Source organism: Mesorhizobium sp. USDA 4132 (assembly GCF_056279545.1).
Window position 1 is genome coordinate 2,086,276 of record NZ_JBWCCP010000001.1, and the last position, 21,568, is coordinate 2,107,843.

20 protein-coding genes and 1 pseudogene are annotated in these 21,568 nt (G+C 61.6%); 12 read left to right on the plus strand and 9 right to left on the minus strand.

What is annotated here, in order from left to right; all coding sequences use genetic code 11:
• The first annotated feature begins 335 nt into the window (after positions 1 to 335).
• The gene (locus tag ACZ9IU_RS10820) at positions 336 to 704 is read left to right on the plus strand and encodes an Hpt domain-containing protein (protein WP_038549175.1); all 369 of its coding nucleotides are present in this window, start codon (positions 336 to 338) and stop codon (positions 702 to 704) included.
• Positions 705 to 837: 133 nt separating this feature from the next.
• The gene (locus tag ACZ9IU_RS10825) at positions 838 to 1,158 is read left to right on the plus strand and encodes a 2Fe-2S iron-sulfur cluster-binding protein (RefSeq protein ID WP_038542828.1); all 321 of its coding nucleotides are present in this window, start codon (positions 838 to 840) and stop codon (positions 1,156 to 1,158) included.
• 409 nt (positions 1,159 to 1,567) lie between these two features.
• Here the strand turns inward: ACZ9IU_RS10825 and ACZ9IU_RS10830 are convergent, their stop codons facing one another.
• On the minus strand, positions 1,568 to 2,116 hold the full coding sequence (locus tag ACZ9IU_RS10830) for a DUF922 domain-containing Zn-dependent protease (protein WP_437179055.1): 549 nt from the start codon (positions 2,114 to 2,116) through the stop codon (positions 1,568 to 1,570).
• A gap of 179 nt (positions 2,117 to 2,295) precedes the next feature.
• Between ACZ9IU_RS10830 and folP the strand changes: the two genes are divergently transcribed.
• The 3 genes from folP to folK are packed head-to-tail and all read left to right on the plus strand — an operon-like array spanning position 2,296 to position 4,047.
• Complete coding sequence (folP, locus tag ACZ9IU_RS10835) at positions 2,296 to 3,171, plus strand: dihydropteroate synthase (RefSeq protein ID WP_038542829.1); 876 nt, start codon at positions 2,296 to 2,298, stop codon at positions 3,169 to 3,171.
• The gene (gene folB / locus ACZ9IU_RS10840; RefSeq protein WP_038542831.1) at positions 3,171 to 3,536 is read left to right on the plus strand and encodes a dihydroneopterin aldolase; all 366 of its coding nucleotides are present in this window, start codon (positions 3,171 to 3,173) and stop codon (positions 3,534 to 3,536) included. Before folP ends, folB begins: the two co-directional genes overlap by 1 nt.
• Positions 3,505 to 4,047: a 2-amino-4-hydroxy-6-hydroxymethyldihydropteridine diphosphokinase gene (folK, locus tag ACZ9IU_RS10845; protein ID WP_038549179.1), complete on the plus strand. Its 543-nt coding sequence runs from the start codon at positions 3,505 to 3,507 to the stop codon at positions 4,045 to 4,047. Before folB ends, folK begins: the two co-directional genes overlap by 32 nt.
• Positions 4,048 to 4,064: 17 nt before the next feature.
• On the opposite strand, the gene ACZ9IU_RS10850 is transcribed toward folK, so the two are convergent.
• The 4 genes from ACZ9IU_RS10850 to ACZ9IU_RS10865 all read right to left on the minus strand — a co-directional run bounded on the left by ACZ9IU_RS10850 (position 4,065) and on the right by ACZ9IU_RS10865 (position 7,854).
• Complete coding sequence (locus tag ACZ9IU_RS10850; RefSeq protein WP_038542833.1) at positions 4,065 to 4,619, minus strand: hypothetical protein; 555 nt, start codon at positions 4,617 to 4,619, stop codon at positions 4,065 to 4,067.
• A 102-nt stretch (positions 4,620 to 4,721) separates the two neighbouring features.
• Positions 4,722 to 5,801 (minus strand): YcjF family protein, encoded by a 1,080-nt coding sequence (locus ACZ9IU_RS10855; protein WP_038542835.1) that lies wholly within the window; start codon positions 5,799 to 5,801, stop codon positions 4,722 to 4,724.
• Positions 5,798 to 7,267, minus strand: a complete 1,470-nt coding sequence (locus tag ACZ9IU_RS10860; RefSeq protein WP_038542837.1) for a YcjX family GTP-binding protein — start codon at positions 7,265 to 7,267, stop codon at positions 5,798 to 5,800. Before ACZ9IU_RS10860 ends, ACZ9IU_RS10855 begins: the two co-directional genes overlap by 4 nt.
• A 77-nt stretch (positions 7,268 to 7,344) precedes the next feature.
• A complete protein-coding gene (locus ACZ9IU_RS10865; RefSeq protein ID WP_038542839.1) occupies positions 7,345 to 7,854 on the minus strand; it encodes a SixA phosphatase family protein in 510 nt (169 codons plus the stop codon).
• Positions 7,855 to 8,124: 270 nt separating this feature from the next.
• Here ACZ9IU_RS10865 and dksA point away from each other — a divergent pair, with 270 nt between their 5' ends.
• Entirely contained in the window at positions 8,125 to 8,544 is a 420-nt protein-coding gene (dksA, locus tag ACZ9IU_RS10870; RefSeq protein WP_007771163.1) for an RNA polymerase-binding protein DksA, read from the plus strand.
• 80 nt (positions 8,545 to 8,624) lie between these two features.
• On the opposite strand, the gene ACZ9IU_RS10875 is transcribed toward dksA, so the two are convergent.
• The gene (locus ACZ9IU_RS10875; protein WP_038542841.1) at positions 8,625 to 9,728 is read right to left on the minus strand and encodes a flagellar biosynthetic protein FliO; all 1,104 of its coding nucleotides are present in this window, start codon (positions 9,726 to 9,728) and stop codon (positions 8,625 to 8,627) included.
• Positions 9,729 to 9,979: 251 nt separating this feature from the next.
• On the opposite strand from ACZ9IU_RS10875, the gene cckA reads away from it, so the two are divergent.
• The 6 genes and pseudogenes from cckA to ACZ9IU_RS10905 all read left to right on the plus strand — a co-directional run bounded on the left by cckA (position 9,980) and on the right by ACZ9IU_RS10905 (position 19,386).
• Entirely contained in the window at positions 9,980 to 12,592 is a 2,613-nt protein-coding gene (cckA, locus tag ACZ9IU_RS10880) for a cell cycle histidine kinase CckA (protein WP_038542843.1), read from the plus strand.
• Between the two features lie 246 nt (positions 12,593 to 12,838).
• Positions 12,839 to 13,927 carry a recombinase RecA gene (gene recA / locus ACZ9IU_RS10885; RefSeq protein ID WP_038542844.1) on the plus strand — a complete coding sequence of 363 codons (1,089 nt, stop codon included), beginning with the start codon at positions 12,839 to 12,841 and terminating at the stop codon, positions 13,925 to 13,927.
• Positions 13,928 to 14,112: 185 nt separating this feature from the next.
• Positions 14,113 to 16,774, plus strand: a pseudogene (gene alaS, locus ACZ9IU_RS10890) (alanine--tRNA ligase).
• 53 nt (positions 16,775 to 16,827) lie between these two features.
• Positions 16,828 to 17,694: a tRNA 2-thiocytidine(32) synthetase TtcA gene (gene ttcA / locus ACZ9IU_RS10895; protein WP_038542848.1), complete on the plus strand. Its 867-nt coding sequence runs from the start codon at positions 16,828 to 16,830 to the stop codon at positions 17,692 to 17,694.
• Positions 17,695 to 17,745: 51 nt separating this feature from the next.
• The gene (locus ACZ9IU_RS10900; RefSeq protein ID WP_038542850.1) at positions 17,746 to 18,567 is read left to right on the plus strand and encodes an inositol monophosphatase family protein; all 822 of its coding nucleotides are present in this window, start codon (positions 17,746 to 17,748) and stop codon (positions 18,565 to 18,567) included.
• Between the two features lie 36 nt (positions 18,568 to 18,603).
• The gene (locus ACZ9IU_RS10905; protein WP_038542852.1) at positions 18,604 to 19,386 is read left to right on the plus strand and encodes an APH(3') family aminoglycoside O-phosphotransferase; all 783 of its coding nucleotides are present in this window, start codon (positions 18,604 to 18,606) and stop codon (positions 19,384 to 19,386) included.
• Positions 19,387 to 19,451: 65 nt separating this feature from the next.
• On the opposite strand, the gene ACZ9IU_RS10910 is transcribed toward ACZ9IU_RS10905, so the two are convergent.
• From ACZ9IU_RS10910 to ACZ9IU_RS10920, 3 genes are all read right to left on the minus strand, one after another.
• A complete protein-coding gene (locus ACZ9IU_RS10910; RefSeq protein WP_038542854.1) occupies positions 19,452 to 20,699 on the minus strand; it encodes a multidrug effflux MFS transporter in 1,248 nt (415 codons plus the stop codon).
• A 91-nt stretch (positions 20,700 to 20,790) separates the two neighbouring features.
• Entirely contained in the window at positions 20,791 to 21,126 is a 336-nt protein-coding gene (gene grxD / locus ACZ9IU_RS10915; RefSeq protein WP_038542857.1) for a Grx4 family monothiol glutaredoxin, read from the minus strand.
• Between the two features lie 157 nt (positions 21,127 to 21,283).
• Positions 21,284 to 21,520, minus strand: coding sequence for a BolA family protein (locus ACZ9IU_RS10920; RefSeq protein ID WP_007770085.1), 237 nt, complete (start codon positions 21,518 to 21,520; stop codon positions 21,284 to 21,286).
• Between the last annotated feature and the right edge of the window lie 48 nt (positions 21,521 to 21,568).

Genomic DNA, 21,568 nt, shown 5'->3' on the forward strand with positions numbered 1-21,568 from the left:
GCCGTTCTTTCAAACGGATGATAATGAAAGCTTACCAACCTACCACCCGGGGCAAAAGGACGATATTCCTCGCCACCTTAGGCGTATTGTAGTGGCACATTCGGCCACCCTGCACAATTATGACGCCTGCCTTCGAATGATGCTGCGGAATGTTGTTAACAGAATTTAAACCATGCGAAGATGCAAAACTCCTAAAATCCCGGGAGCTTAGCAGAAATTAACCATATGGGAAGAAACCGGCCCAGATTGTGCCGGAATTTAACGGGATAGCTGCGATTGGCCCGCACAATTCGGGACATTATCAGAAGAACAACAGGGAAAACAGGTTCATGGCAATGGCAGCCGTCAGTATCGCGTTCGAAGCTCCGGAAACCCTCCGGGGCGCTTGCCCCTCGCAGTCCCGTCCGATCGACCTCGTTCATCTCGCGACCCAGACCATGGGCGACAAGACCCTTGAAGTCGAAGTGCTCCAGATGTTTGCACGCCAGGCACGCCGCGCACTGCACGATATATCAAGCGCCGATAGCGCCTACGTCGTCGCAGCCGCACACCGTCTGAAGGGTGCTGCCGGTGCGGTCGGCGCCTTCAAGGTTTCCGCCGCTGCCGAGCGCCTTGAAGACAATGCCTCCGACGCCTCCTTGCGGGCTGCGGTCGCCGCCGCAGTCATCGAGGCCGAAAACTTCATCAACAAACTCTGCCGCTGAGCGAATCGTTTGGGCGAGGCGCCGATTGAACAGCCGGCGGCGCCCCGAAATGTTGACTGCGCCGGGCTTTTATTGGAAGACAGCACGCTCAAATAGTGTGCCCTGACCCTTCAACATTCCGGATTTCCCTATCATGACGAAACTGACCATCGTTGCCTTCGACGGAACGCGCTTCGATATCGAAGCCGAGCCAGGCTCCACCGTTATGGAGAATGCGGTTCGCAATTCCGTCCCCGGCATCGAGGCCGAATGCGGCGGCGCCTGCGCCTGCGCGACCTGTCATGTCTATGTCGACGAGGCCTGGACCGAAAAGGTCGGCCCGCCGGCACCCATGGAGGAAGACATGCTCGACTTCGCCTTCGAGGTGAAGCCGAACTCGCGCCTTTCCTGTCAGATCAAGGTCAAGGCGGATCTCGACGGTCTCGTGGTCAACGTGCCCGAGCGCCAGGCCTGATCGTGGCCTGACCGTCATATCCCATCACCTTTCCGGGCAAAAAAAAGCCTCGCTCCGCAAAAGCGGCAAGCGAGGCAAGGCGGGCGCATCACCAGCAGGGGAGGGAGGAAACACCTGCGGCTTGAAGACACGCCAGGAGAACTAAAACGCTGGAAATCAAAAACTCAGGAACACCTGAAGCAACTGCGTTCGACACATCGGTCCGAAACCGGAGGGGCACGCTGATCTTGCGGCTATCTACCTCATCTGCTTCGTTTTTCGAAGCGTTGGTAGGTAAGCTATGTCTTAGGTTATATCCGAGATTCGTATTTTAGACTATCACCATAAATCACCCGTCATTGACAGGGGATGGTGCAAGCTCGGCAAAAGCCTCGCAGCGGTTGGCGGGGCTGATTCTTTAGAGAGCGGATTAATTTCCGGATCGTTTCATGCGGTACTGCAGCAACCGCATCATCCGGGCGTCGAAATTGGCCGCCTCGATCTGGTCGAATCGGAGCTGCTCCCGGTCATGCGCTTCGAGAAGCCGGCGGGTCGTTTCCGCAACTTGTTTTTCCAGCGCGTCGCAGGTTCTGTTGGCAGGTAGACCAAGCAGTTCCCGTTCGAGCTGACGCGCATGGTTGCGGGCGATTTCCGCGTGCCGCTCCTCATGGCGTTTGATGTCCTTCGAGAGCGTATCCCAGATGAAGCCCAGCTCGGCCGTGGCTCGGCCGCGATTGCCCCAGCGGGGCAGGATGATGTGGGTGCGAAGCGTCACCCGTGCACCGCCGACCGAACAGCGGCCACCGCTTTCCACATAGGTGACATCGCCCCCGAACTTGATTTCGGTGGCGCCCGGATGGCGATGGCCGGTCCCGCGAGTGAGAGGGCCGAGGTTTTCCAGTTCCTTGTCGAGATCCTCGGCCGTGCGGCCGCCGATCCGGAAATAGGAATAGGTCTTGTTGATGATCGGCTCTGCCATGGCCGTCGCCGGGATCGCGCAGAGAGGAAGAAAGACGCCGAAAAACCGGCGGACTCTGCGCATGGAGAACATTCTATGGCCTGCGACGTTGAACTTATGGGGACCTTGGGGCATAGCCAGCCTGAGCGCAACACAAAGGCATCAAATTTTGCGTTACCCTTCGACAGACGGCCGCGCCGGTGATATCGCAGCGCAACAGCACCTGGCGTGTCGGGCGCGGTCGTGCCCTTGAACTCGGCCGCCAAGGCCAGATTATGGCGATCATCAACATCACGCCTGATTCCTTTTCCGACGGCGGAAAATACGCAAACGTCGATGCCGCGGTGGCTCATGCCCTTTCCTGCGTCCGCGACGGCGCAGCTATTCTCGATATCGGCGGCGAATCGACGAGGCCCGGCGCGGCCGAGGTGTCGGCGGCCGAAGAGCAGGACCGCGCCCTGCCGGTGATCGAAAAACTCGTCGCGGAGACGGATGCGCTGATCTCGATCGATACCTATCGGGCCGAAACCGCCCATCTGGCGATGGCGGCAGGTGCCCATATCATCAACGACGTCCACGGCCTGCAGCGCGAGCGCGAGATCGCCACTGTTGCGGCTCAAACATCGGCTGGCGTCTGCATCATGCATACCGGCCGCGGGCGCGAGCAGGAAAAGCGGCCCGACAGAATCGCCGACCAGGAATTTTTCCTGCAGCAGTCGCTCGAGATCGCTCGTAGCGCCGGTATTTCCGAAGATGCGATCGTGCTGGATCCCGGCTTCGGCTTTGCCAAGGACCGTGACGACGACCTGGAATTGATGGCGCGGTTTGCCGAACTGCATAGGCTCGGCTTCCCGCTGCTCGCCGGCACCTCGCGGAAACGCTTCATCGGCGCCCTGACGGGCCGCGAGAAGGCGGGCGAACGCGACGTCGGTACCGCCGCGACGACGGCGATCCTGCGTCTTGCGGGCGCTTCGATCTTCCGTGTCCACAATGTCGCTGCCAACCGTGACGCGCTGGCAATAGCCGACGCGGTTCTCGCCGCGGCCTCCGCTCATGAAGAAAGAGAGGGCCTTTGATGGCGACCTACACGATCACGCTGAAGAACTGTGCATTCTACGCCAAGCACGGTGCCTTCGAGCAGGAGGCCACGCTGGGCCAGCGTTTCTTCATCGATGTCGTCATGGACGTAGAGGCGGACGAGGCGCTCGAAAACGATGATGTCGCAAGCACGGTGCATTACGGCATCGCCTACGAGATCGTCGAGAAGGTGGTGACCGGTCGCCGCCGCAACCTCATCGAGACGCTTGCCAAGGACATCGGCAAGGCGCTGTGCGCCTGGTCGCCGCAGATCCGCCGGGTGGAGATCACCGTGCGCAAGCCGAGCGTGCCGATCCCTGGCATCCTCGATTATGCGGAGGTGCGTGTTGAGCATTTCGCCTGAAAATACGTTCGAAGTCGCGGCTCTCGGGCTTGGCGGCAATATCGGCGATCCGCCGTCGTCCATGGCCGAGGCGCTCCGGCAGCTCGATGCGCGCGAAGACTGCCGGGTCGTGGCCGTGTCGAAACTCTATTCGACCCCGCCTTGGGGCAAGACCGACCAGGCGGATTTCTTCAACTGCTGCGTTCTGGTGGAGACTTCATTGGAGCCGGAGGACCTTCTGGACGTCTGTCTGTCGATCGAGCGCGGCATGAAGCGCGTCCGCCTGGAGCGCTGGGGACCACGCACCATCGATATCGACATCCTGACCTATGGGACGCGGGAGCAGAAGACCGAAAAACTGGAAGTGCCGCATCCGCGCATGACCGACCGCGGCTTCGTAATGATGCCGCTTGCCGACATCGCCCCGGATCTTCTGGTGAAGGGAAGGAAAGTGCGAGACTGGCTTGGTGGAACCGACATCGCCGGCATCAAGGTCGCGCGCGACAGCCAGAACTGGTGGCAGAGCGCCTGACGGCGCCCTAGCCAGCCTTATTCTTTAATCGAGCCGACGGCGATCGAATCCATGTCGCGGTCGAGGCTGAGCCCGATCACCGGTACCATCTGGTCTTCGACCTTGATCGAGATGGTGATGTTCATCTTGTTCTCGCCACGCAGGCTCGCGACCATCGCGCCGTTGAGCTGATTGCGGTTGATGCCCATGACGACCTTGTCGCCGCTGACCGAGCCGGAAATGATGTCCAGTCCCTTGCCCTCGGCGCCATCCAGGAACTTGCCGGTGTAACTGCGGCCGCTCTGGGCGATGGTGGCCGACATCGGTTGCTGAAACACGCCGACACGGCAGGTCCCATCGAGTTTGATGCCGACATCACCGTCCGGGATCGCTGCACCGGTCAAATTGCAGCTGAATTTCGTGCCCTTGTATTTGCCGGCGACGATTTCGCCGGGACCTTTCCAGACGCCGGCGACCGACTGGAAGAATGCCTTGTCGCGCGGAGCGGCTTCAGCCTGCGGCGCCATGGCGGAAGTGGTCGCGACTGTCAGAATGGCGAACCCGCCCAGAAGCGAAAAGAAGCGCGAATACATGAACTTTCCCCTGACGAGCAGCAACTTTAAGTGTCCCGTAATTTAGGTGGGAATGGTTAACGACTGGTGACCATGGCCGGATTTGGGCCATGGTCAACCCTTCTATTGTTCATCTTTTCGCCCGCCGACTGCCGCAATATCCGAGATGAAATCGCTGATTCCGGGCCTTTTCACCGCCCGGAAGGGCAGCGGCCGGCAAAGATCCATGGCGGCGATGCCGATTCGCGCGGTCAAGAGGCCGTTGATCACGCCTTCGCCCAACCGCTTCGAAAGTCTGGAAGCGAGCCCATGCCCGAGGACCTGTTGCGCAACGCCATCGCCGACGGCGATCGAGCCGGTTACGGCGAGATGGGCAATAACGTCCCGCATCAGTCGCAACAGGCCAAGCGTGCCCGGCCGGCCGCCGTAAAGGTCGGCCATGGCGCGGATCAGCCGCGTTACTTCGAAAAGCACGTAGGCGAGGTCGACAACGGCGCGTGGGCTGATGGCGGTGACGATCGAGACACGTTTGGACGATCCGAGAATGAGAGCGCGGGCCTTGCGGTCGAGCGGCGCCAGGAGCTCCCGTTCCGCAAGCTCGATAAGCTGGGGGCCATCGATGATCTCGTCCTTCGTGGCGTCGAGGTTGGCGCGACCCTTGGCGGTCTCCGCCCGGTGACTGAGAAGTTTCGCAAGCGTGGCAACGACGGCACGCGCGGCAGTCGGGCGAGGGGAAAGCGCCGCCTCTTCCGCTTGGACTTTTAGGGTCTGGACGGCGGAAAGCCGCATCATGCCGAAGATTTCGCGGCCGACGATCACGGCAACAGCGACGAGTCCGACGGCAAGCGCTGTGAGCGCTGCATATCCCAGCCAGTCGGCCCGGGTGAACAGGTCGCGGATGACGCTATCGGCCCACAGACCGAAAGCGAGCGACAGGAAGGTGCCGAAGGCCGCCGTCGCCAGATTGACGAACGAGAATTTCTTGCGCGTCCGGGGCTCGGCGACCGGGATAGCCTCCGCGGCGAGTTCGGGCGGCGTCACGAACGGATCCTGTTCGTCGGGCGTCACGACGACGCCGTCCTCGAAGCTGCGCGGGCTGCGGCGAGGGACAGGCAAGGTTTCGTTTCGGGCGGCACTTTCCTCTTCGACCGAGAAAGATGCGGGTCGGCGTTTGCCGTTCTGAGGTGATTCGGGCGGTCTCATGCGAGGCGATCTCCGAACAGGAATTGCATGGCGCGGTCGAGCCGGATATGCGGTACCGAGAGCTTCATGCCGCCATTCGCCTCTTCGAGCGCCGGTGGGCGAAAGCGCACCACGTTGATCTCCGGAAGCTCCGCATTGACCGAATCCAGCTGCTGAAAAAATGCTTCAGGATCTTCCGGCAAGTCGCCAGGAAATATCGCGGTTTTCTTGTTTCCGTCGAAGCGTTCGCCGTTGATCATCTCGCCCGCAATAGGCGTGCCTACGATGACCGGCAGGAGATGGGTGTCTTCCTTGACGGTCGCCTCGCGGGTAGCGCGCACCGATGCGATCGCCATAACCTCGATGCCGGCGCCGGCCATGCCGATCCGTTTGACGGCGCGATCGACCAGCCGACCGGTGAGCCGTTCCAGGCGATCATGGCTTTCGTGATGCAGGTGATCCGCCTTGGTGGCGGCGACCAGAACCTTGTCGATCCTGCGGCCGATCAGGGAAGAGAAGAAACTGTTGTGGCCGGGGCGAAAACAGGCGAGCACATCGGTCAGCGCCCGTTCCAGATCCTGCACCGCTTCGGGACCGCGATTGATCGCCTGCAGCGCGTCGATCAGCACGATCTGACGGTCGAGCCGGGCGAAATGCTCGCGGAAGAACGGCTTGACCACGACGTTCTTGTAGGCCTCGTAACGGCGCTCCATCATCGCCCGCAGCGAACCCTTCGGCGCTTTGGTCTCGGGCATGTTCGGTAGCGGCGCGAAGGTCAGAGCCGGCGAGCCTTCGAGATCGCCGGGCATCAGGAACCGGCCGGGCGGCAGGGTCGAAAGCGACCGTTCGTCCGCCTTGCAGGCCCTGAGATAAGCGGCAAAGGCTTCGAAGAGCCGCCTTGCGGTCATTTCGTCAGCCGGGGCGTCCGCATCTATGCCGTTTGCGAGAGCCAACCATTCCCTCGACAACTCCTCCCGGATGCCGGTCCCGGCAAGTGCTGCGGTATTATCGCTGAAGGTGCGAAAATCCTGCGCCAGCAGCGGCAGGTCGAGCAGCCACTCGCCGGGATAATCGACGATGTCGATCGACAGCCGACCGCGGGAAAACATCCGGCCCCAACCGCTGGCGCTCTGGTAATCGAGGGTGATCCGCAGCTCCGAGATGGCGCGGGTCGAATCCGGCCAGATGCGGTCGCGCACCAAGGCCTGGATATGGTCTTCGTATTGAAAGCGCGGGATGGCGTCGTCCGGCTGCGGCTCGAGCCGCACCGCCGACACCCGGCCCGACCGGAGCGCTTCGAAGAGCGGCAGCCGCCCGCCGTTCAGGAGATTGTGGACGAGCGACGAGATGAAAACGGTCTTGCCGGCTCGCGACAGGCCGGTCACGCCGAGCCTGATCGTCGGATGCACGAGGCCCGAGGCACGGTCGGCGAGATTGTCGAGCGCGATGCGCGCGTCATCCGAGAAGCTGGTAAGCGAAGGCGGCAAGGCGTCGTTCCGGGTCCAGAGTTTACGCCTATATAGGAAGCCGTTGCGAGGCCGCAAAGCCGTCGTTCGGGTCCTGGTCAGGCCGTCAGGAAGTCGGTCAGTGTCCAGGCGGCGTCCGAGCCGGCGACAAAACCGCGATAATCGAGTACCGCAAGGCCGGCAGGCGGATAGCCGCCCGGGACCGCCGCCACCATCTGGTCGGCGCCGATCAACCCTTCCAGGACCTCTTCCATGGTCGGGTTATGGCCGACGAGCATGACCGAGCTGCTGTCTCTTTGGCCTGCGAGAATGGCGAGATAGGTGCCGAGCGAGCCGTTATAAAGTTCGTCGATGAAGACAGGCTCGATTTCCTCACTGATCGCGCGGCGAATGGCTTCGGCGGTCTGGCGGCACCGCATGGCGGTGGAACTGATAAGGATATCAGGCCGATAGTTGCGATCTGCAGCCTTGTCGGCAACGATCTCGGCCTGTGCGAAGCCCTGATTGTCGAGAGGGCGATCGAAATCGTGCTGTCCCGGTTCCGCCCAGCCGGATTTGGCGTGGCGCAGGAGATAGATGCGGGAAGGAGGAGGAGTGATCATCGTCATGCCCGGCACCGCTAGTGAGAGGATGGAAGCGATGGGTACCCTTTCGGCATGAGACTCGTCAACTGCCGCAGATGTTCTGAAATAGCCCCGCCGGGCGCGTGCGCCTGTGGAGAAGAGTTTCGGACATTCAGAATAAAAGCTTAAAAAATAGCCGTTTAGCGGATTTTTATGACAGTTTTAAAAATGCCTTAATACTGAGCGCGAGGCTTGAATCCGGATGGGAGGATAGGATATAGAGCGCCGCATGAGATGTTCTTCAGGAGAATCGCGTTGAGTGAGAAGATCGATCTTAGCAATTATGTGCTCTCTGAAAACGACGAGTTCATGAATGCAAACCAGAAAGCGTATTTCCGGGCAAAACTGATCGCCTGGAAAAACGATATTCTGAGAGAAGCGCGCGAAACGCTCGGCCATCTGGCTGAAGAGAGCGCCAACCACCCCGATCTCGCCGACCGGGCTTCCTCCGAAACCGACAGAGCTATCGAGCTTCGAGCCCGTGACCGTCAGCGCAAGCTGATCTCCAAAATCGATGCCGCCTTGCAGCGCATCGAGGACGGCACCTATGGTTACTGCGAGGAAACGGGCGAACCGATCGGCCTCAAGCGTCTCGACGCTCGTCCGATCGCCACACTGTCGATCGAAGCGCAGGAACGCCACGAGCGTCGTGAAAAGGTCTATCGGGACGAATAATTCGCCTGATCAGCCATAACGAATTCAAGGCACGGTTTTTCCGTGCCTTTTTTCTTGGGCCCAAAATGGCGGGGGCCTGCTCACTTGTCGCGGGTGACCGACATCTCGCCGAAGATACGGGCGACTTCCGACTGCAGGCTCGGTTCCGGTGTCGCACCGGTGACCGGCGGCACGCCGGGGTTCCTCGGCTGTATCTGACGGCTCGGCTGGGGGATGATGGCCGACTCGCGGGCTGCGAGGTTGTTGGCCATTTCCTCTTCGAGAATACGCTCGAAATCGCTGCCGAGCTGTTTCGGCTTGTCGGCGGCCGATTGCAGGGCAGGCGGCACGATTGCCGCGCTGACCGGCACGACGCGGGGCTCGGGCGCTTCCTGGAAGACACGTTCGCGGGCGGCATCGAGCACATCGGCAGCGTCGTCGTAAGCCGGAACCTGGAGAGGAGCGGGGACAGGAGCTGGGCTAGGCGGCGGGGCTGCGGCTGCGAGGGCCGCGATCGGCCGCAACTGTTCGGACTTTACTTCCGGGGCTTGACGGGCGGGCGGTTCGATCCTGGGGGCGGCCACCGGCTCGGCAGCCGCTGCATTGTTGGCCATGACAGGCGGGGCTGGCCGCGGAGCAAGGGTGCCGCTCATCGGCATGGGCCCGGTGACGGGAGCTGCTGCCGCCGCCAAAGGCGCAGCGGCGCGCGGGGCCTCGCGCGGCGGCACGACGCTTTCCCGTGCCGGCTCGATGCGCGTTTCCGGAGCCGCGGGACGTGGGATCTGGGCAGGGCGGGGTTCGGCGACGGGAGCCGGCCGGGCTTCCATGGCGGGTGCGGCTTGAACGGGAGCCGTCATGTCCAGCGGCTGGAAGCGGTTTGCCGCGCTTGCTGGGACCGCCGGCACGGCGGGTGCCGCCGTGGAAATTCCGCTTTCGATGACGATATCGGTCGGCCCGCCGATCATGATCAGGTGCTCGACCCCGTCGCGGCGGATGAGGACCAGGCGACGGCGCGCGTCGACGGCCGCTGCATCCAGCACCTGAAGCCGCGGTTGGCGATTTTTGCCGCCGCGCACAAAGGGGGACGGGCCGGCGCGGCCGCGCATGAGCCAGAGCGCGCCGATGAGGACAAGAAGCCCAATGCCGACGCCGACGACTGCAATCACCAGGCGGCCTCCATAGGCGCCCATCAGGTCATCTAACATCTCTTGCCACTCCTCATATGAACGCTGCGGTAAAAACGACTTTTTTCCTACCGAAGCAAGCTGCTAACTGTCACTGTTGCGCGCTGAAAGACAGCGCAGAAGAGCAAAGATAGGTCACTCCGCCAAACTGTCCCGGGTTTTGTGGCGCAGCAGAGCTTTTTGCTTAACCAGCAACTTGCTAATAAGGAATCGCGGGATTCCTGATCCCTGAATGTTCATGGCCGCAGCGCCGGTCGAAATGCGAGGAATTGATGACGAAGTTGCAGCAGAGCGGCAACTACGATGCGCCCCTGGTGGAAAAAGGGACGCGTGGCGGCACCATCGTCCGGATAGTCCTTCTGGCGCTCGTTCTCTGTGGCGTGGCTGCCGGCTTCGTGATGTTCCAGCATGCGCTCGACAACGAGCTGGTGCTCGGCCTGCTCGGCATTCTCGCCATGGTCGGCATCTTCTTCCTGGTGTCGTCGATCATCGGCCTCGTCGAGGTCATGCCGCAGTCGCGTTCCGACGAATTGGCCCGTGGTTTCCTCGCCAACCATCCCGACGGCATTCTGATCACCGATGCCAAGGGCCGCATTCTCTACGCCAATGCCGCCTATGGCCGGATGACCGGCGCGACAAAGGCAAGCAACGTGCAGTCGCTCGAAGCGCTTCTGTCCAAGACCCGCGAATCGACCGAGGCGCTCTACAGGCTGACGACGGCTCTGCGCGAAGGCCGGGAAGGCCATGAGGAGTTCCGGCTTCTCCAGCCGATCGGACGGACGACCGGCAATGGTTCCGGTGCCCACTGGTACCGTCTCAAGGCACGGCTGCTGACGCCCGCCGACAGCCGCAAGGGCCAGCTCGACATCTGGCAGATCACCGACATCACCTCGGAACGCGACGATCAGGAACGGTTCTTCCGCGAACTGCAGAACGCGATCGACTATCTCGATCACGCACCCGCCGGTTTCTTCTCCGCCGGCAAGAAGGGTGAGATCTTCTATCTGAACGCCACGCTTGCCGAATGGCTCGGCATCGACCTGACCAAGTTCGTGCCGCGCTCGGTGACGATTGCCGATCTGGTGGCCGGCGAAGGCATGGCGCTGATCCAGTCAGTGCAGGCCGCACCCGGGCTGAAGCGCACCGAAACGCTCGACCTCGATCTGCGCCGTGCCAACGGCCAGAGCCTGCCCGTGCGGCTGGTGCACAATGTCAGCGCCACCCGCGACGGCGCACCGGGCGAAAGCCGCACCATCGTGCTGGCGCGACCGAAGGGCGGCGAGGGCGACCAGTCCGCCTCCGCGATGCGTTTCACGCGCTTCTTCAACAATACGCCGATGGCGATCGCCTCCGTCGATGGCGAAGGCCGGATCCTGCGCATCAATGCGCCGTTCCTCAAACTGTTTGCCGGCGTCGTTTCCCGCGACGACGTGGATGCCGGTATCGAACTCGACCGCATCGTGCACGACAATTCCCGCCAGCATCTGATGCATGCGATTGCCGCCGCCAAGGACGGCCAGGGCGATATAGCGCCGATCGATTCGCGCCATCCCGGCGACGAGAACCGCTATGTGCGCTTTTATGTGAACGCCGTGATCGACGAGAGCGACGAGGCGCCGGAAGAGGCCGCGATCGTCTATGCCGTCGAGACGACCGAGCAGAAGGCGCTCGAAACCCAGATGGCCCAGACCCAGAAGCTCAATGCCGTCGGCACGCTGGCGGGCGGCATCGCCCACGACTTCAACAACGTCCTGACCGCGATTCTTCTGTCCTCCGACCACCTCCTCCTGCAGGCGCGCCCATCCGACGCGAGCTTTGCCGACCTGATGGAGATCAAGCGCAACGCCAACCGTGCCGCCGTGCTGGTGCGCCAGCTGCTCGCCTTTTCGCGCAAGCAGACCATGCGTCCGGCGGTGCTGAACCTCACCGACGTGGTCGGCGACCTGCGCATGCTGGTCGACCGGCTGATTTCCGGTACCAATGTGAAGCTCGAAGTGGACTACGGCCGCGATCTCTGGCCGGTGCGCACCGACCTGTCGCAATTCGAGCAGGTGCTGATCAACCTCTGCGTCAATGCGCGCGACGCCATGCCCCAGGGCGGCACGATCCTGATCAAGACCCGCAATGTATCCGCCGAGGATGCGGGCGGTTTCAACCAGGCGGATCTGCCAGCCGAAGACTTCGTGATGGTCGAGGTTTCCGACACCGGCACGGGCATCTCGCCCGAAATCATGGACAAGATCTTCGAACCGTTTTTTACCACCAAGGAAGTCGGCAAGGGGACCGGCCTCGGCCTCTCGATGGTCTATGGCATCGTCAAACAGTCCGGCGGCTATATCTATCCCGAATCGGAAGTCGGACGCGGCACGAGTTTCCGCATGTTCCTCCCACGCCACATTCCCGAAACGCCCGTCGTCGTCCAGGACGCTACCGCAACCAGTACGCAGGCGCCGCCAGCCGCTCTCGCGCCTGTCGTGTCGACGCCTGCTTCCGACGATCTCGACCTCACCGGAAAGTCGGCGGTGGTCCTGCTCGTCGAGGACGAGGAGGCCGTCCGCCGAGGCGGCAAGCGCATGCTGGAAACCCGCGGCTACACCGTGCACGAAGCGGGTTCCGGCACCGAGGCGCTCGACATCATGGAAGAGCTCCAGGGCCAGGTGGATATCGTCGTCTCCGACGTCGTCATGCCTGAAATGGACGGGCCGACGCTTTTGACGGAACTGCGCAAGACCTATCCGGACATGAAGTTCATCTTCGTTTCCGGTTATGCGGAGGATGCGTTTGCCCGCAACCTGCCGGCCGACGCGAAATTCGGCTTCCTGCCAAAGCCCTTCTCGCTGAAGCAGCTTGCCGTCGCGGTCCGGGAAATGCTCGATTCGGAGTGAGAATCGGATCGTCCCTCATAAATTTCAAACGCCGCGATTCCCTCGTCAAATTGCGGCGCAGCCTTGATTTCAAACGGGAATTTTCCACACCCACAGCGGGCGTGAACATCATGAGAACGAAATCGAAATATCTATTTTGACTCAATCTCTTGAGCGACCCTTGTCAAATGAGAACAAAATAGGTACATCACCTTTATCGGCTGCTTCATTGCGTGCGCGGCGGCAATAACCTAAAGGTGGGACCAGATGGCACAGAATAGTTTGCGGCTCGTAGAGGATAAAGGCGTGGACAAGAGTAAGGCGCTGGAAGCGGCATTGTCGCAGATCGAACGATCCTTCGGTAAGGGATCGATCATGAAGCTCGGTGCAAACGAGAGCATTGTCGAGATCGAGACGGTTTCCACCGGCTCTCTCAGCCTCGATATCGCGCTTGGCATTGGCGGCCTGCCGAAGGGCCGCATCGTTGAAATCTACGGTCCGGAAAGCTCCGGCAAGACGACGCTTGCGTTGCAGACGATTGCCGAAGCCCAGAAGAAGGGCGGCATCTGCGCCTTCGTCGACGCCGAACACGCGCTCGACCCGGTCTATGCCCGCAAGCTTGGCGTCGATCTGCAGAACCTTCTGATCTCGCAGCCGGATACTGGCGAGCAGGCACTTGAAATCACCGACACGCTGGTCCGTTCCGGTGCCGTCGATGTCCTCGTTATCGACTCGGTTGCGGCTCTGACGCCACGTGCCGAAATCGAGGGCGAGATGGGCGACAGCCTGCCGGGCCTTCAGGCACGCCTGATGAGCCAGGCGCTGCGCAAGCTCACCGCTTCGATCTCCAAGTCGAATACGATGGTGATCTTCATCAACCAGATCCGCATGAAGATCGGCGTGATGTTCGGTTCCCCGGAAACCACCACCGGCGGCAATGCACTGAAATTCTACGCCTCTGTTCGTCTCGACATCCGCCGCATCGGCCAGGTCAAGGAACGCGAGGAAGTGGTCGGCAACCAGACCCGCGTCAAGGTCGTCAAGAACAAGATGGCGCCTCCCTTCAAGCAGGTCGAATTCGACATCATGTATGGCGAAGGCGTTTCCAAGACCGGCGAACTGGTGGATCTCGGCGTCAAGGCCGGCATCGTCGAGAAGTCAGGTGCCTGGTTCTCCTATAACAGCCAGCGCCTCGGCCAGGGCCGCGAGAACGCCAAGACCTTCCTGCGTGACAATCCGGAACTCGCCCGCGAGATCGAGACGTCGCTCCGCCAGAATGCCGGCCTTATTGCCGACCGCTTCCTGCAGAACGGCGGTCCCGACGCTGACGACGGCGACGCGGCCGCGGATATGTAAAGCGGTTCCGCCGCACTCGGAGATTTCTCCGGCGGATTATTTTGAACCGGCCGCGCATGGAAAGATGCGCGGCCGGTTTCTCGTTCGGTGAGGCGGCGGGGCGGCTGGACAGTTGGGGGTGTGGGCGATACAAGCCTCTGGTTTTCGAATAATAGGACCGCATCCGGCGGTAAAAAGGGCGTAGCATGAGCGGCGTGAATGAAATCCGGTCGACCTTCCTCGACTATTTCCGAAAGAACGGACACGAGGTCGTGTCCTCCAGTCCGCTGGTGCCGCGCAACGATCCGACACTGATGTTCACCAATGCCGGCATGGTTCAGTTCAAGAACGTGTTTACTGGTCTTGAGAAACGCCCCTATTCGACCGCGGCGACCGCCCAGAAATGCGTTCGTGCCGGCGGCAAGCATAACGACCTCGATAATGTCGGTTACACCGCCCGTCACCATACCTTCTTCGAAATGCTCGGCAATTTCTCCTTCGGCGACTATTTCAAGGCGAATGCCATCGAGCTTGCCTGGAACCTGATCACCAAGGAATTCGGCCTCGACGCCAAGCGGCTCCTGGTGACCGTCTACCACACCGATGATGAGGCTTTCGGCCTCTGGAAGAAGATCGCCGGTCTTTCGGACGACAAGATCATCCGCATTCCGACCAGCGACAATTTCTGGGCGATGGGCGATACCGGTCCTTGCGGCCCGTGCTCGGAAATCTTCTATGATCATGGCGACCATATCTGGGGCGGCCCTCCCGGTTCGCCGGAAGAGGATGGCGACCGGTTCATCGAGATCTGGAACCTCGTCTTCATGCAGTACGAGCAGGTGACGAAGGAAGAGCGGATCGACCTGCCGCGCCCGTCGATCGACAACCGGCATGGGCCTGGAGCGCGTTGCGGCCGTCCTGCAAGGCCGGCACGACAATTACGACATCGACCTGTTCCGGGCGCTGATCTCGGCCTCGGAAGAGGCGACCGGCGTCAAGGCGGAAGGCGAACATCGCGGCAGCCACCGCGTCATCGCCGACCATCTACGCTCCTCCGCATTTCTGATCGCGGACGGCGTGCTGCCCTCGAACGAAGGCCGCGGTTACGTGCTCCGCCGCATCATGCGCCGCGCCATGCGCCACGCGCAGCTGCTCGGTGCTCGCGATCCGCTGCTCTGGAAGCTGCTGCCGGCGCTCATCCAGCAGATGGGCCGCGCCTATCCGGAACTGGTCCGTGCCGAATCGCTGATTTCCGAAACGCTGAAGCTCGAGGAAAACCGTTTTCGCAAGACACTGGAGCGCGGCCTTTCGCTGCTGTCGGATGCGACGAACACGCTTCACAAGGGCGACATGCTCGATGGCGAGACCGCCTTCAAGCTCTACGACACCTACGGTTTTCCGCTCGACCTGACGCAGGACGCTTTGCGCGCCCGCGAAATCGGCGTCGATATTTCCGGTTTCACCGATGCCATGCAGCGCCAGAAGGCGGAAGCCCGCTCGCATTGGACCGGTTCCGGCGACAAGGCGACGGAAACGATCTGGTTCGAGCTCAAGGAAAAGCACGGCGCCACCGAATTCCTCGGATATGACACGGAAACCGCTGAAGGGGTGGTGCAGGCGATCGTCCGCGACGGCAAGGCTGTCGACAGCGCGTCCGCCGGCGACCAGATCCAGATCGTCGTCAACCAGACGCCGTTTTATGGCGAATCCGGCGGCCAGATGGGCGATACCGGCGTGATTGCGACCGACAACGCCAGGCTGAATGTCTCGGATACCCAGAAGAAGGGCGAGGGCGTATTCGTCCACATCGCCACCGTGACCGAGGGCACGTTGAAGGTTGGTGATGCCGCAGCGCTGACGGTCGATCACGATCGTCGCTCGCGCCTGCGTTCCAACCATTCGGCCACCCATCTGCTGCATGAGGCGCTTCGCGAAGTGCTTGGCACGCACGTGGCCCAGAAGGGTTCGCTTGTCGCGCCCGAGCGCCTGCGTTTCGACGTTTCGCATCCGAAGCCGATGTCGGCCGAAGAATTGCAGAAGGTCGAGGACATGGCGAATGCCATCATCCTCCAGAACGCGCCGGTCACGACCCGGTTGATGAGCGTCGATGATGCGATCGCGGAAGGCGCCATGGCGCTGTTCGGCGAAAAGTACGGCGACGAAGTTCGCGTCGTTGCGATGGGCAAGGCAATCGAAGGCCCGAAGGCCGGCAAGGCTTATTCGATCGAGCTCTGCGGCGGCACCCATGTCAATGCGACCGGCGATATCGGCCTTGTTCGCGTTCTCGGTGAAAGCGCCGTCGGCGCCGGCGTTCGCCGCGTCGAGGCGGTGACGGGCGAGGCGGCGCGTCTCTATCTTGCCGAGCAGGATGAGCGGGTGAAGACGCTGGCAGGTGCCTTGAAGGTGCAGCCGGCGGAATTGGTTTCGCGCGTCGAGGCGCTGATCGACGAGCGCCGCAAGCTGGAGAAGGAACTCGCGGATGCCAAGCGCCGGCTCGCCATGGGCGGCGGGCAGGGCGGTTCGGCCGGCGATTTCAGGGAGATCGGCGGCATCAAGTTCATGGGCAAGGCGCTCAACGGCATCGATGCCAAGGACCTGAAGGGCCTGGCGGATGAAGGCAAGGCGAGCCTCGGCTCCGGCGTCGTCACGCTGATCGGCGTTTCGGAAGATGGCAAGGCCAGCGCCGTGGTCGCGGTCACGCCGGATCTGGTCGAGCGCTTCAGCGCCGTGGATCTGGTCCGGGTCGCGTCCGTGGCGCTTGGCGGCAAGGGCGGCGGCGGCCGTCCCGACATGGCCCAGGCCGGCGGACCGGATGGCGCCAAGGCCAATGAGGCGCTCGACGCGGTGGCAGCCGCTCTCGGCGCCTGACGACAAACACCGGAAGCGGGCATAGTCCGCTTTTCGGCTTCAAAGGAAAACCAATGGGCGTGACGGCCAAGATCGACGACGAGCTGAATGAGGTCGAAAATGGCCTCGTGCCGGCGCTTTTTCGGGATGCGCCGAGCTCCGTCTCGTTCAACAAGCTGCGTAAGCGCCTGCTCCGGCAGGTGCGCCAGGCTTTCGACGATTTTGGCATGCTGAACGGCCAGAAGCGTTGGCTGATCGGACTTTCGGGTGGCAAGGATTCTTATTCGCTGCTCGCCGTGCTGCTGGATCTGCAATGGCGCGGCCTGCTGCCGGTCGAGCTGATTGCCTGCAATCTCGACCAGGGCCAACCGAACTTCCCCAAACACGTTCTGCCGGAATATCTTGCCTCGATCGGCGTAAAACACCGCATCGAATATCGCGATACCTATTCGATCGTGAAGGAAAAGGTGCCGGAAGGGGCCACCTATTGCTCGCTCTGTTCCCGGCTGCGGCGCGGCAACCTCTATCGCATCGCCCGCGAGGAGGGCTGTGATGCACTGGTGCTCGGCCATCACCGGGAAGATATCCTCGAAACCTTCTTCATGAACTTCTTCCATGGCGGCAGGCTCGCCAGCATGCCGGCAAAGCTCCTGAACGACGAAGACGACATGATGGTGCTGAGGCCGCTCGCCTATTGCGCCGAGGACGATCTGGCGAAATTCGCGGCCGCCATGCAGTTCCCGATCATTCCTTGCGATCTCTGCGGCTCGCAGGATGGCCTGCAGCGCAATGCGATGAAGGCGATGCTTGCCGATATCGAGGCCCGGATGCCGGGCCGCAAGGACACAATGTTGCGCGCGCTCGCCCATGTGAACCCGTCGCACCTGCTCGATCCGAAACTCTTCGATTTTTCCGGCCTGCAAGCCGCTCAAAATCTCTGAATTCCTCCCCAACCCAGCCTTCGCGCACCAATACTCCAAGAGACCGTTGTCATGACCCTTCCGCTCGACATCACGAAGCTTGCCGATCTTCTGCGCCTTGCCGCCAAGGCCGAAATCCTGCCGCGTTTCCGGCGGCTGCGCAGCGGCGACGTCCGCTCCAAGAGCGAGCCGTCCGACCTGGTGACCGAGGCCGACGAGGCCGCCGAGCGGATGATCCGCCGAGAACTCGAAGCTTTCGCGCCCGGCGCGCTCTTCATCGGTGAGGAATCGGTGGCGGCCGATCCGTCGCTGCTCGCCAAGCTTGCCGATGCGGAATTCGCGGTGGTCGTCGATCCGGTCGATGGCACGTTCAACTTCGCCTCGGGCATTCCGGCCTTCGGCGTCATGGCCTCCGTCGTCTGGAAGGGCGAGACGGTTGCCGGCATCATCTACGATCCGATGGGCGACGACTGGGTCATGGCGGAAAGGGGCGCCGGCGCGTTCCTGAGGCGTCCGGACGGCGAGGCGATCCGGCTTTCGGTCGCCGACGCCCGGCCGATCGATGCCATGATCGGTATGGCCTCGCCCGGATATTTCTTCGGCGGCGAGCGGGAGCGGATCCTCGGCAATCTCGCCAAAGTCCGGTTCTTCGCCAACTATCGCTGCTCGGCCCATGAATACCGCACGTTCGCCGGCGGGCATGTGCAGTTCGTGCTCTACAACAAGCTGATGCCCTGGGACCATCTGGCTGGCACGCTGATCGGCACGGAGGCGGGCGGTTATGTCGCGCGCTTCGATGGCTCTCCTTACATGCCCCACCATGTCGACGGAGGCCTGCTGCTCGCCACCGACAAGAAAAGCTGGCAGATGCTGCGCAACGAGATCATCGGCTGATCACCGACACGACCGACAACACGGGAAGGCGAGGGCATGGTGCATTCTCTTTCGCAACTCCCCGAGGCATGGCGGGAGCGGCTGGGCGGTCATGCGGTACAGGACATCATGATCGGTCGCTCGGCTGCCTCGGTCCATCGGTTGACGGCAGCGGATGGCGAGGTTTTTTTCGTCAAGACGGAGGCGGTGAGCCCCTTCGCGGATTTGCCCGGTGAAGCTGCCCGGCTGCGCTGGCTCGGCACAAGCGGTATTCCGTGTCCCATCGTCATTGATGAGATCACCGAGGAGGCGCGCCACTGGCTTCTCCTGTCGGCGGTGCCCGGCTCCAATCTGGTTGAAGCGAATCTGCCGCCGGAGGACATCGTCGAAATTGTCGCACAGGCCCTGCATAGATTGCACTCGCTCGAACCGGGATCGTGCCCGTTCGATCACCGCGTCGTCGCACGGATAGAGTTAGCGCGAACCCGCGTCGAGGCTGGGCTGGTGGACGAAGATGATTTCGATGCGGAGCGGCTGGGTACCCCGATCGCGGATCTGATACGCCGGCTCGAGAAGGGACGGCCGGCGATCGAGGATATGGTCGTCGCCCATGGTGATGCCTGCCTGCCGAACCTCATTGCCGATCGCGGCATTTTTTCCGGCTTTGTCGATTGCGGCCGGCTCGGCGTCTCGGATCGTTATCAGGATTTGGCGCTTGCCCAGCACAGTATCCGATACAACCTCGGCAGTCCGTGGGACGAGATCTTCCTGATCCGCTACGGCGGCGATATCGACCGCGACTGTCTTGCATGGTTTCGACTGCTGGACGAATTCTTCTGAAGTCGGTTTTGCGGGGAACAAATGGTGCCTTCCGGGGGAGGCATCCCCGAAAGGCTGAATGCTTCTCAGATCTTCGGATTGTGCGGCTGGAAAAGTTTTCCCTTTTCGCCGATCAGCACGAAGATCAGCCCGATGATCGAGACGGTGAAGAAACCTGCGACCAGCGGCAGCGCCGTACCGTTGAAGGACTGGCCGATCGCGACGCCGATCAGCGCGCCGCCGACTGTGCTCATGAAGCCGAGCACGGCGGACGCCGTTCCGGCGACATGGCCAAGCGGCTCCATGGCGAGCGAATTGAAGTTCGAGCCGATCCAGCCGAACTGGAACATCGAGAGCCCGAAAAACGCGATGAAGATCACGAGCGGCATGGGCTGAGGCCCGAAGATCTGCACGAGCATCCAGACGAATGTGATGCTGATGAAGCCAAGCAGCGAGCCGTGCGAAAGGCGCCGCATGCCGAAACGCCCGACAAACCTGGCGTTCAGGAAGGATGCCGCCGACATGAACACCGCCACGCAGGCGAAGACCAGCGGGAACCAGACGCCCACGTCGTAGATCCCGACATAAATCTGTTGGGCCGAGTTGATGAAGCCGAACATGGCGCCGAAAATGAATGTGCTGGCAATCGTGTAGCAGAGGGCAAGGCGGTTGGTCAGAACGATCTGGAAGGCGTGCAGGATCGACGAAATGGTGAAGGGACGCACATCGGCCGGATCAAGCGTTTCCGGAAGGCGCGAATACATCCAGAAGCCGATACAGAGCGAGGCGACCGCCATGAACACGAAAATCAGGTGCCAGTTGCCGAACAGCATGATCACCTGGCCCGTGGCCGGCGCGATGACCGGCACGACCATGAAGACCATCATGATCAGCGACATGACTTCCGCCATGGCGCGACCGCCGTATACGTCGCGCACGATCGAGATGGAAATCACTCGCGTTGCGGCCGCTCCTGCGCCCTGGATGAAGCGAAGGGCCAACAGCGCTCCGAATGATGGCGCGATGACGGCGCCGACCGCGCAGACGAAATAGAGGCCGAGGCCGAATAGCATCGGATTTCTGCGGCCGAAACGGTCGGAGACCGATCCATAGATGATCTGCGCGGCGCCGAGGCCGAAGAGATAGGCCGAAACCACATATTGGCGGTGGTTTTCGTTGACGACGCCAAGCGATGCGCCGATTTCCTGCAACCCGGGAAGCATGATGTCGATGGCAAGCGAATTAATGGCCATCAGCATCGCCATCATCGCGATGAACTCGACCCGACCCATGCCGCGCAGGCGGGCCGGGGCAGTTTGTGAAGGATTTGTCACAGCAGTTTCCTAAACAACGTGAAAGGCGCCGTTGGGAGCGGCGCCTTGAAAAATATCGTTTAAAATATCCCGGACAGCAGTCCGGAAAATCTCAGGCAGCGCCGCGAACGCCGATGCCCTGTTCCTGCAGATGAGTCTGCAATTCGCCCGATTGGAACATCTCGCGGACGATATCGCAACCGCCGACGAACTCGCCCTTGACGTAAAGCTGCGGAATGGTCGGCCAGTTGGAATAGTCCTTGATGCCCTGGCGGATCTCCGCATCGGCGAGCACGTTGACGCCCTTATAATCAAGGCCGAGATAGTCGAGGATCTGCACGACCTGGCCGGAGAAACCACATTGCGGGAACTGCGGGGTGCCCTTCATGAAGAGAACGACGTCGTTGGTCTTCACTTCGTTGGCGATAAAATCGGTAATTCCGCTCATGTCCTATCCTTTCACATGCGGTTTCAAGGGCCGCTGCGCTGCGTGATCTGCCTTAAATAGCAATCCAGCATCGGGAATTCCAGCGGAATAGTCCGTCGGAATGCGCTTATTGTTTCGCGTAGCCCCGGCTTCGAACCTTAGCCCGGACTGACATCCCTCACTCCGCCGGAGCGGAGGTCTGCAACGCCAGCGCATGCAGCACGCCGCCCATATTGCCCTTCAGTGCCTCGTAGACCATCTGGTGCTGCTGCACCCGGCTCTTTCCCCGGAAGGCTTCCGCCACCACTTCCGCGGCATAGTGGTCGCCGTCGCCGGCAAGATCCCGGATGGTGACCTTGGCACCGGGAATGCCGGCCTTGATCAGGTCTTCGATTTCACCGGGTCTCATAGCCATGATGTCATCCCTTTTCTCTCCGCGGGACTCAAAACCGCAGAACCTTTT

Excerpts from the sequence above, each read along its gene's own strand:
- ACZ9IU_RS10825 (WP_038542828.1), top strand. The coding sequence starts at position 838 with ATGACGAAACTGACCATCGTTGCCTTCGACGGAACGCGCTTCGATATC.
- ACZ9IU_RS10830 (WP_437179055.1), bottom strand. The coding sequence starts at position 2,116 with ATGGCAGAGCCGATCATCAACAAGACCTATTCCTATTTCCGGATCGGC.
- ACZ9IU_RS10865 (WP_038542839.1), bottom strand. The coding sequence starts at position 7,854 with ATGACGATGATCACTCCTCCTCCTTCCCGCATCTATCTCCTGCGCCAC.
- ttcA (WP_038542848.1), top strand. The coding sequence starts at position 16,828 with ATGGGCGTGACGGCCAAGATCGACGACGAGCTGAATGAGGTCGAAAAT.
- recA (WP_038542844.1), top strand. The coding sequence starts at position 12,839 with ATGGCACAGAATAGTTTGCGGCTCGTAGAGGATAAAGGCGTGGACAAG.
- ACZ9IU_RS10905 (WP_038542852.1), top strand. The coding sequence starts at position 18,604 with ATGGTGCATTCTCTTTCGCAACTCCCCGAGGCATGGCGGGAGCGGCTG.
- ACZ9IU_RS10820 (WP_038549175.1), top strand. The coding sequence starts at position 336 with ATGGCAGCCGTCAGTATCGCGTTCGAAGCTCCGGAAACCCTCCGGGGC.
- ACZ9IU_RS10920 (WP_007770085.1), bottom strand. The coding sequence starts at position 21,520 with ATGGCTATGAGACCCGGTGAAATCGAAGACCTGATCAAGGCCGGCATT.
- ACZ9IU_RS10855 (WP_038542835.1), bottom strand. The coding sequence starts at position 5,801 with ATGAGACCGCCCGAATCACCTCAGAACGGCAAACGCCGACCCGCATCT.
- ACZ9IU_RS10900 (WP_038542850.1), top strand. The coding sequence starts at position 17,746 with ATGACCCTTCCGCTCGACATCACGAAGCTTGCCGATCTTCTGCGCCTT.
- folK (WP_038549179.1), top strand. The coding sequence starts at position 3,505 with ATGCGGAGGTGCGTGTTGAGCATTTCGCCTGAAAATACGTTCGAAGTC.
- ACZ9IU_RS10875 (WP_038542841.1), bottom strand. The coding sequence starts at position 9,728 with ATGTTAGATGACCTGATGGGCGCCTATGGAGGCCGCCTGGTGATTGCA.
- ACZ9IU_RS10850 (WP_038542833.1), bottom strand. The coding sequence starts at position 4,619 with ATGTATTCGCGCTTCTTTTCGCTTCTGGGCGGGTTCGCCATTCTGACA.
- cckA (WP_038542843.1), top strand. The coding sequence starts at position 9,980 with ATGACGAAGTTGCAGCAGAGCGGCAACTACGATGCGCCCCTGGTGGAA.
- folB (WP_038542831.1), top strand. The coding sequence starts at position 3,171 with ATGGCGACCTACACGATCACGCTGAAGAACTGTGCATTCTACGCCAAG.
- grxD (WP_038542857.1), bottom strand. The coding sequence starts at position 21,126 with ATGAGCGGAATTACCGATTTTATCGCCAACGAAGTGAAGACCAACGAC.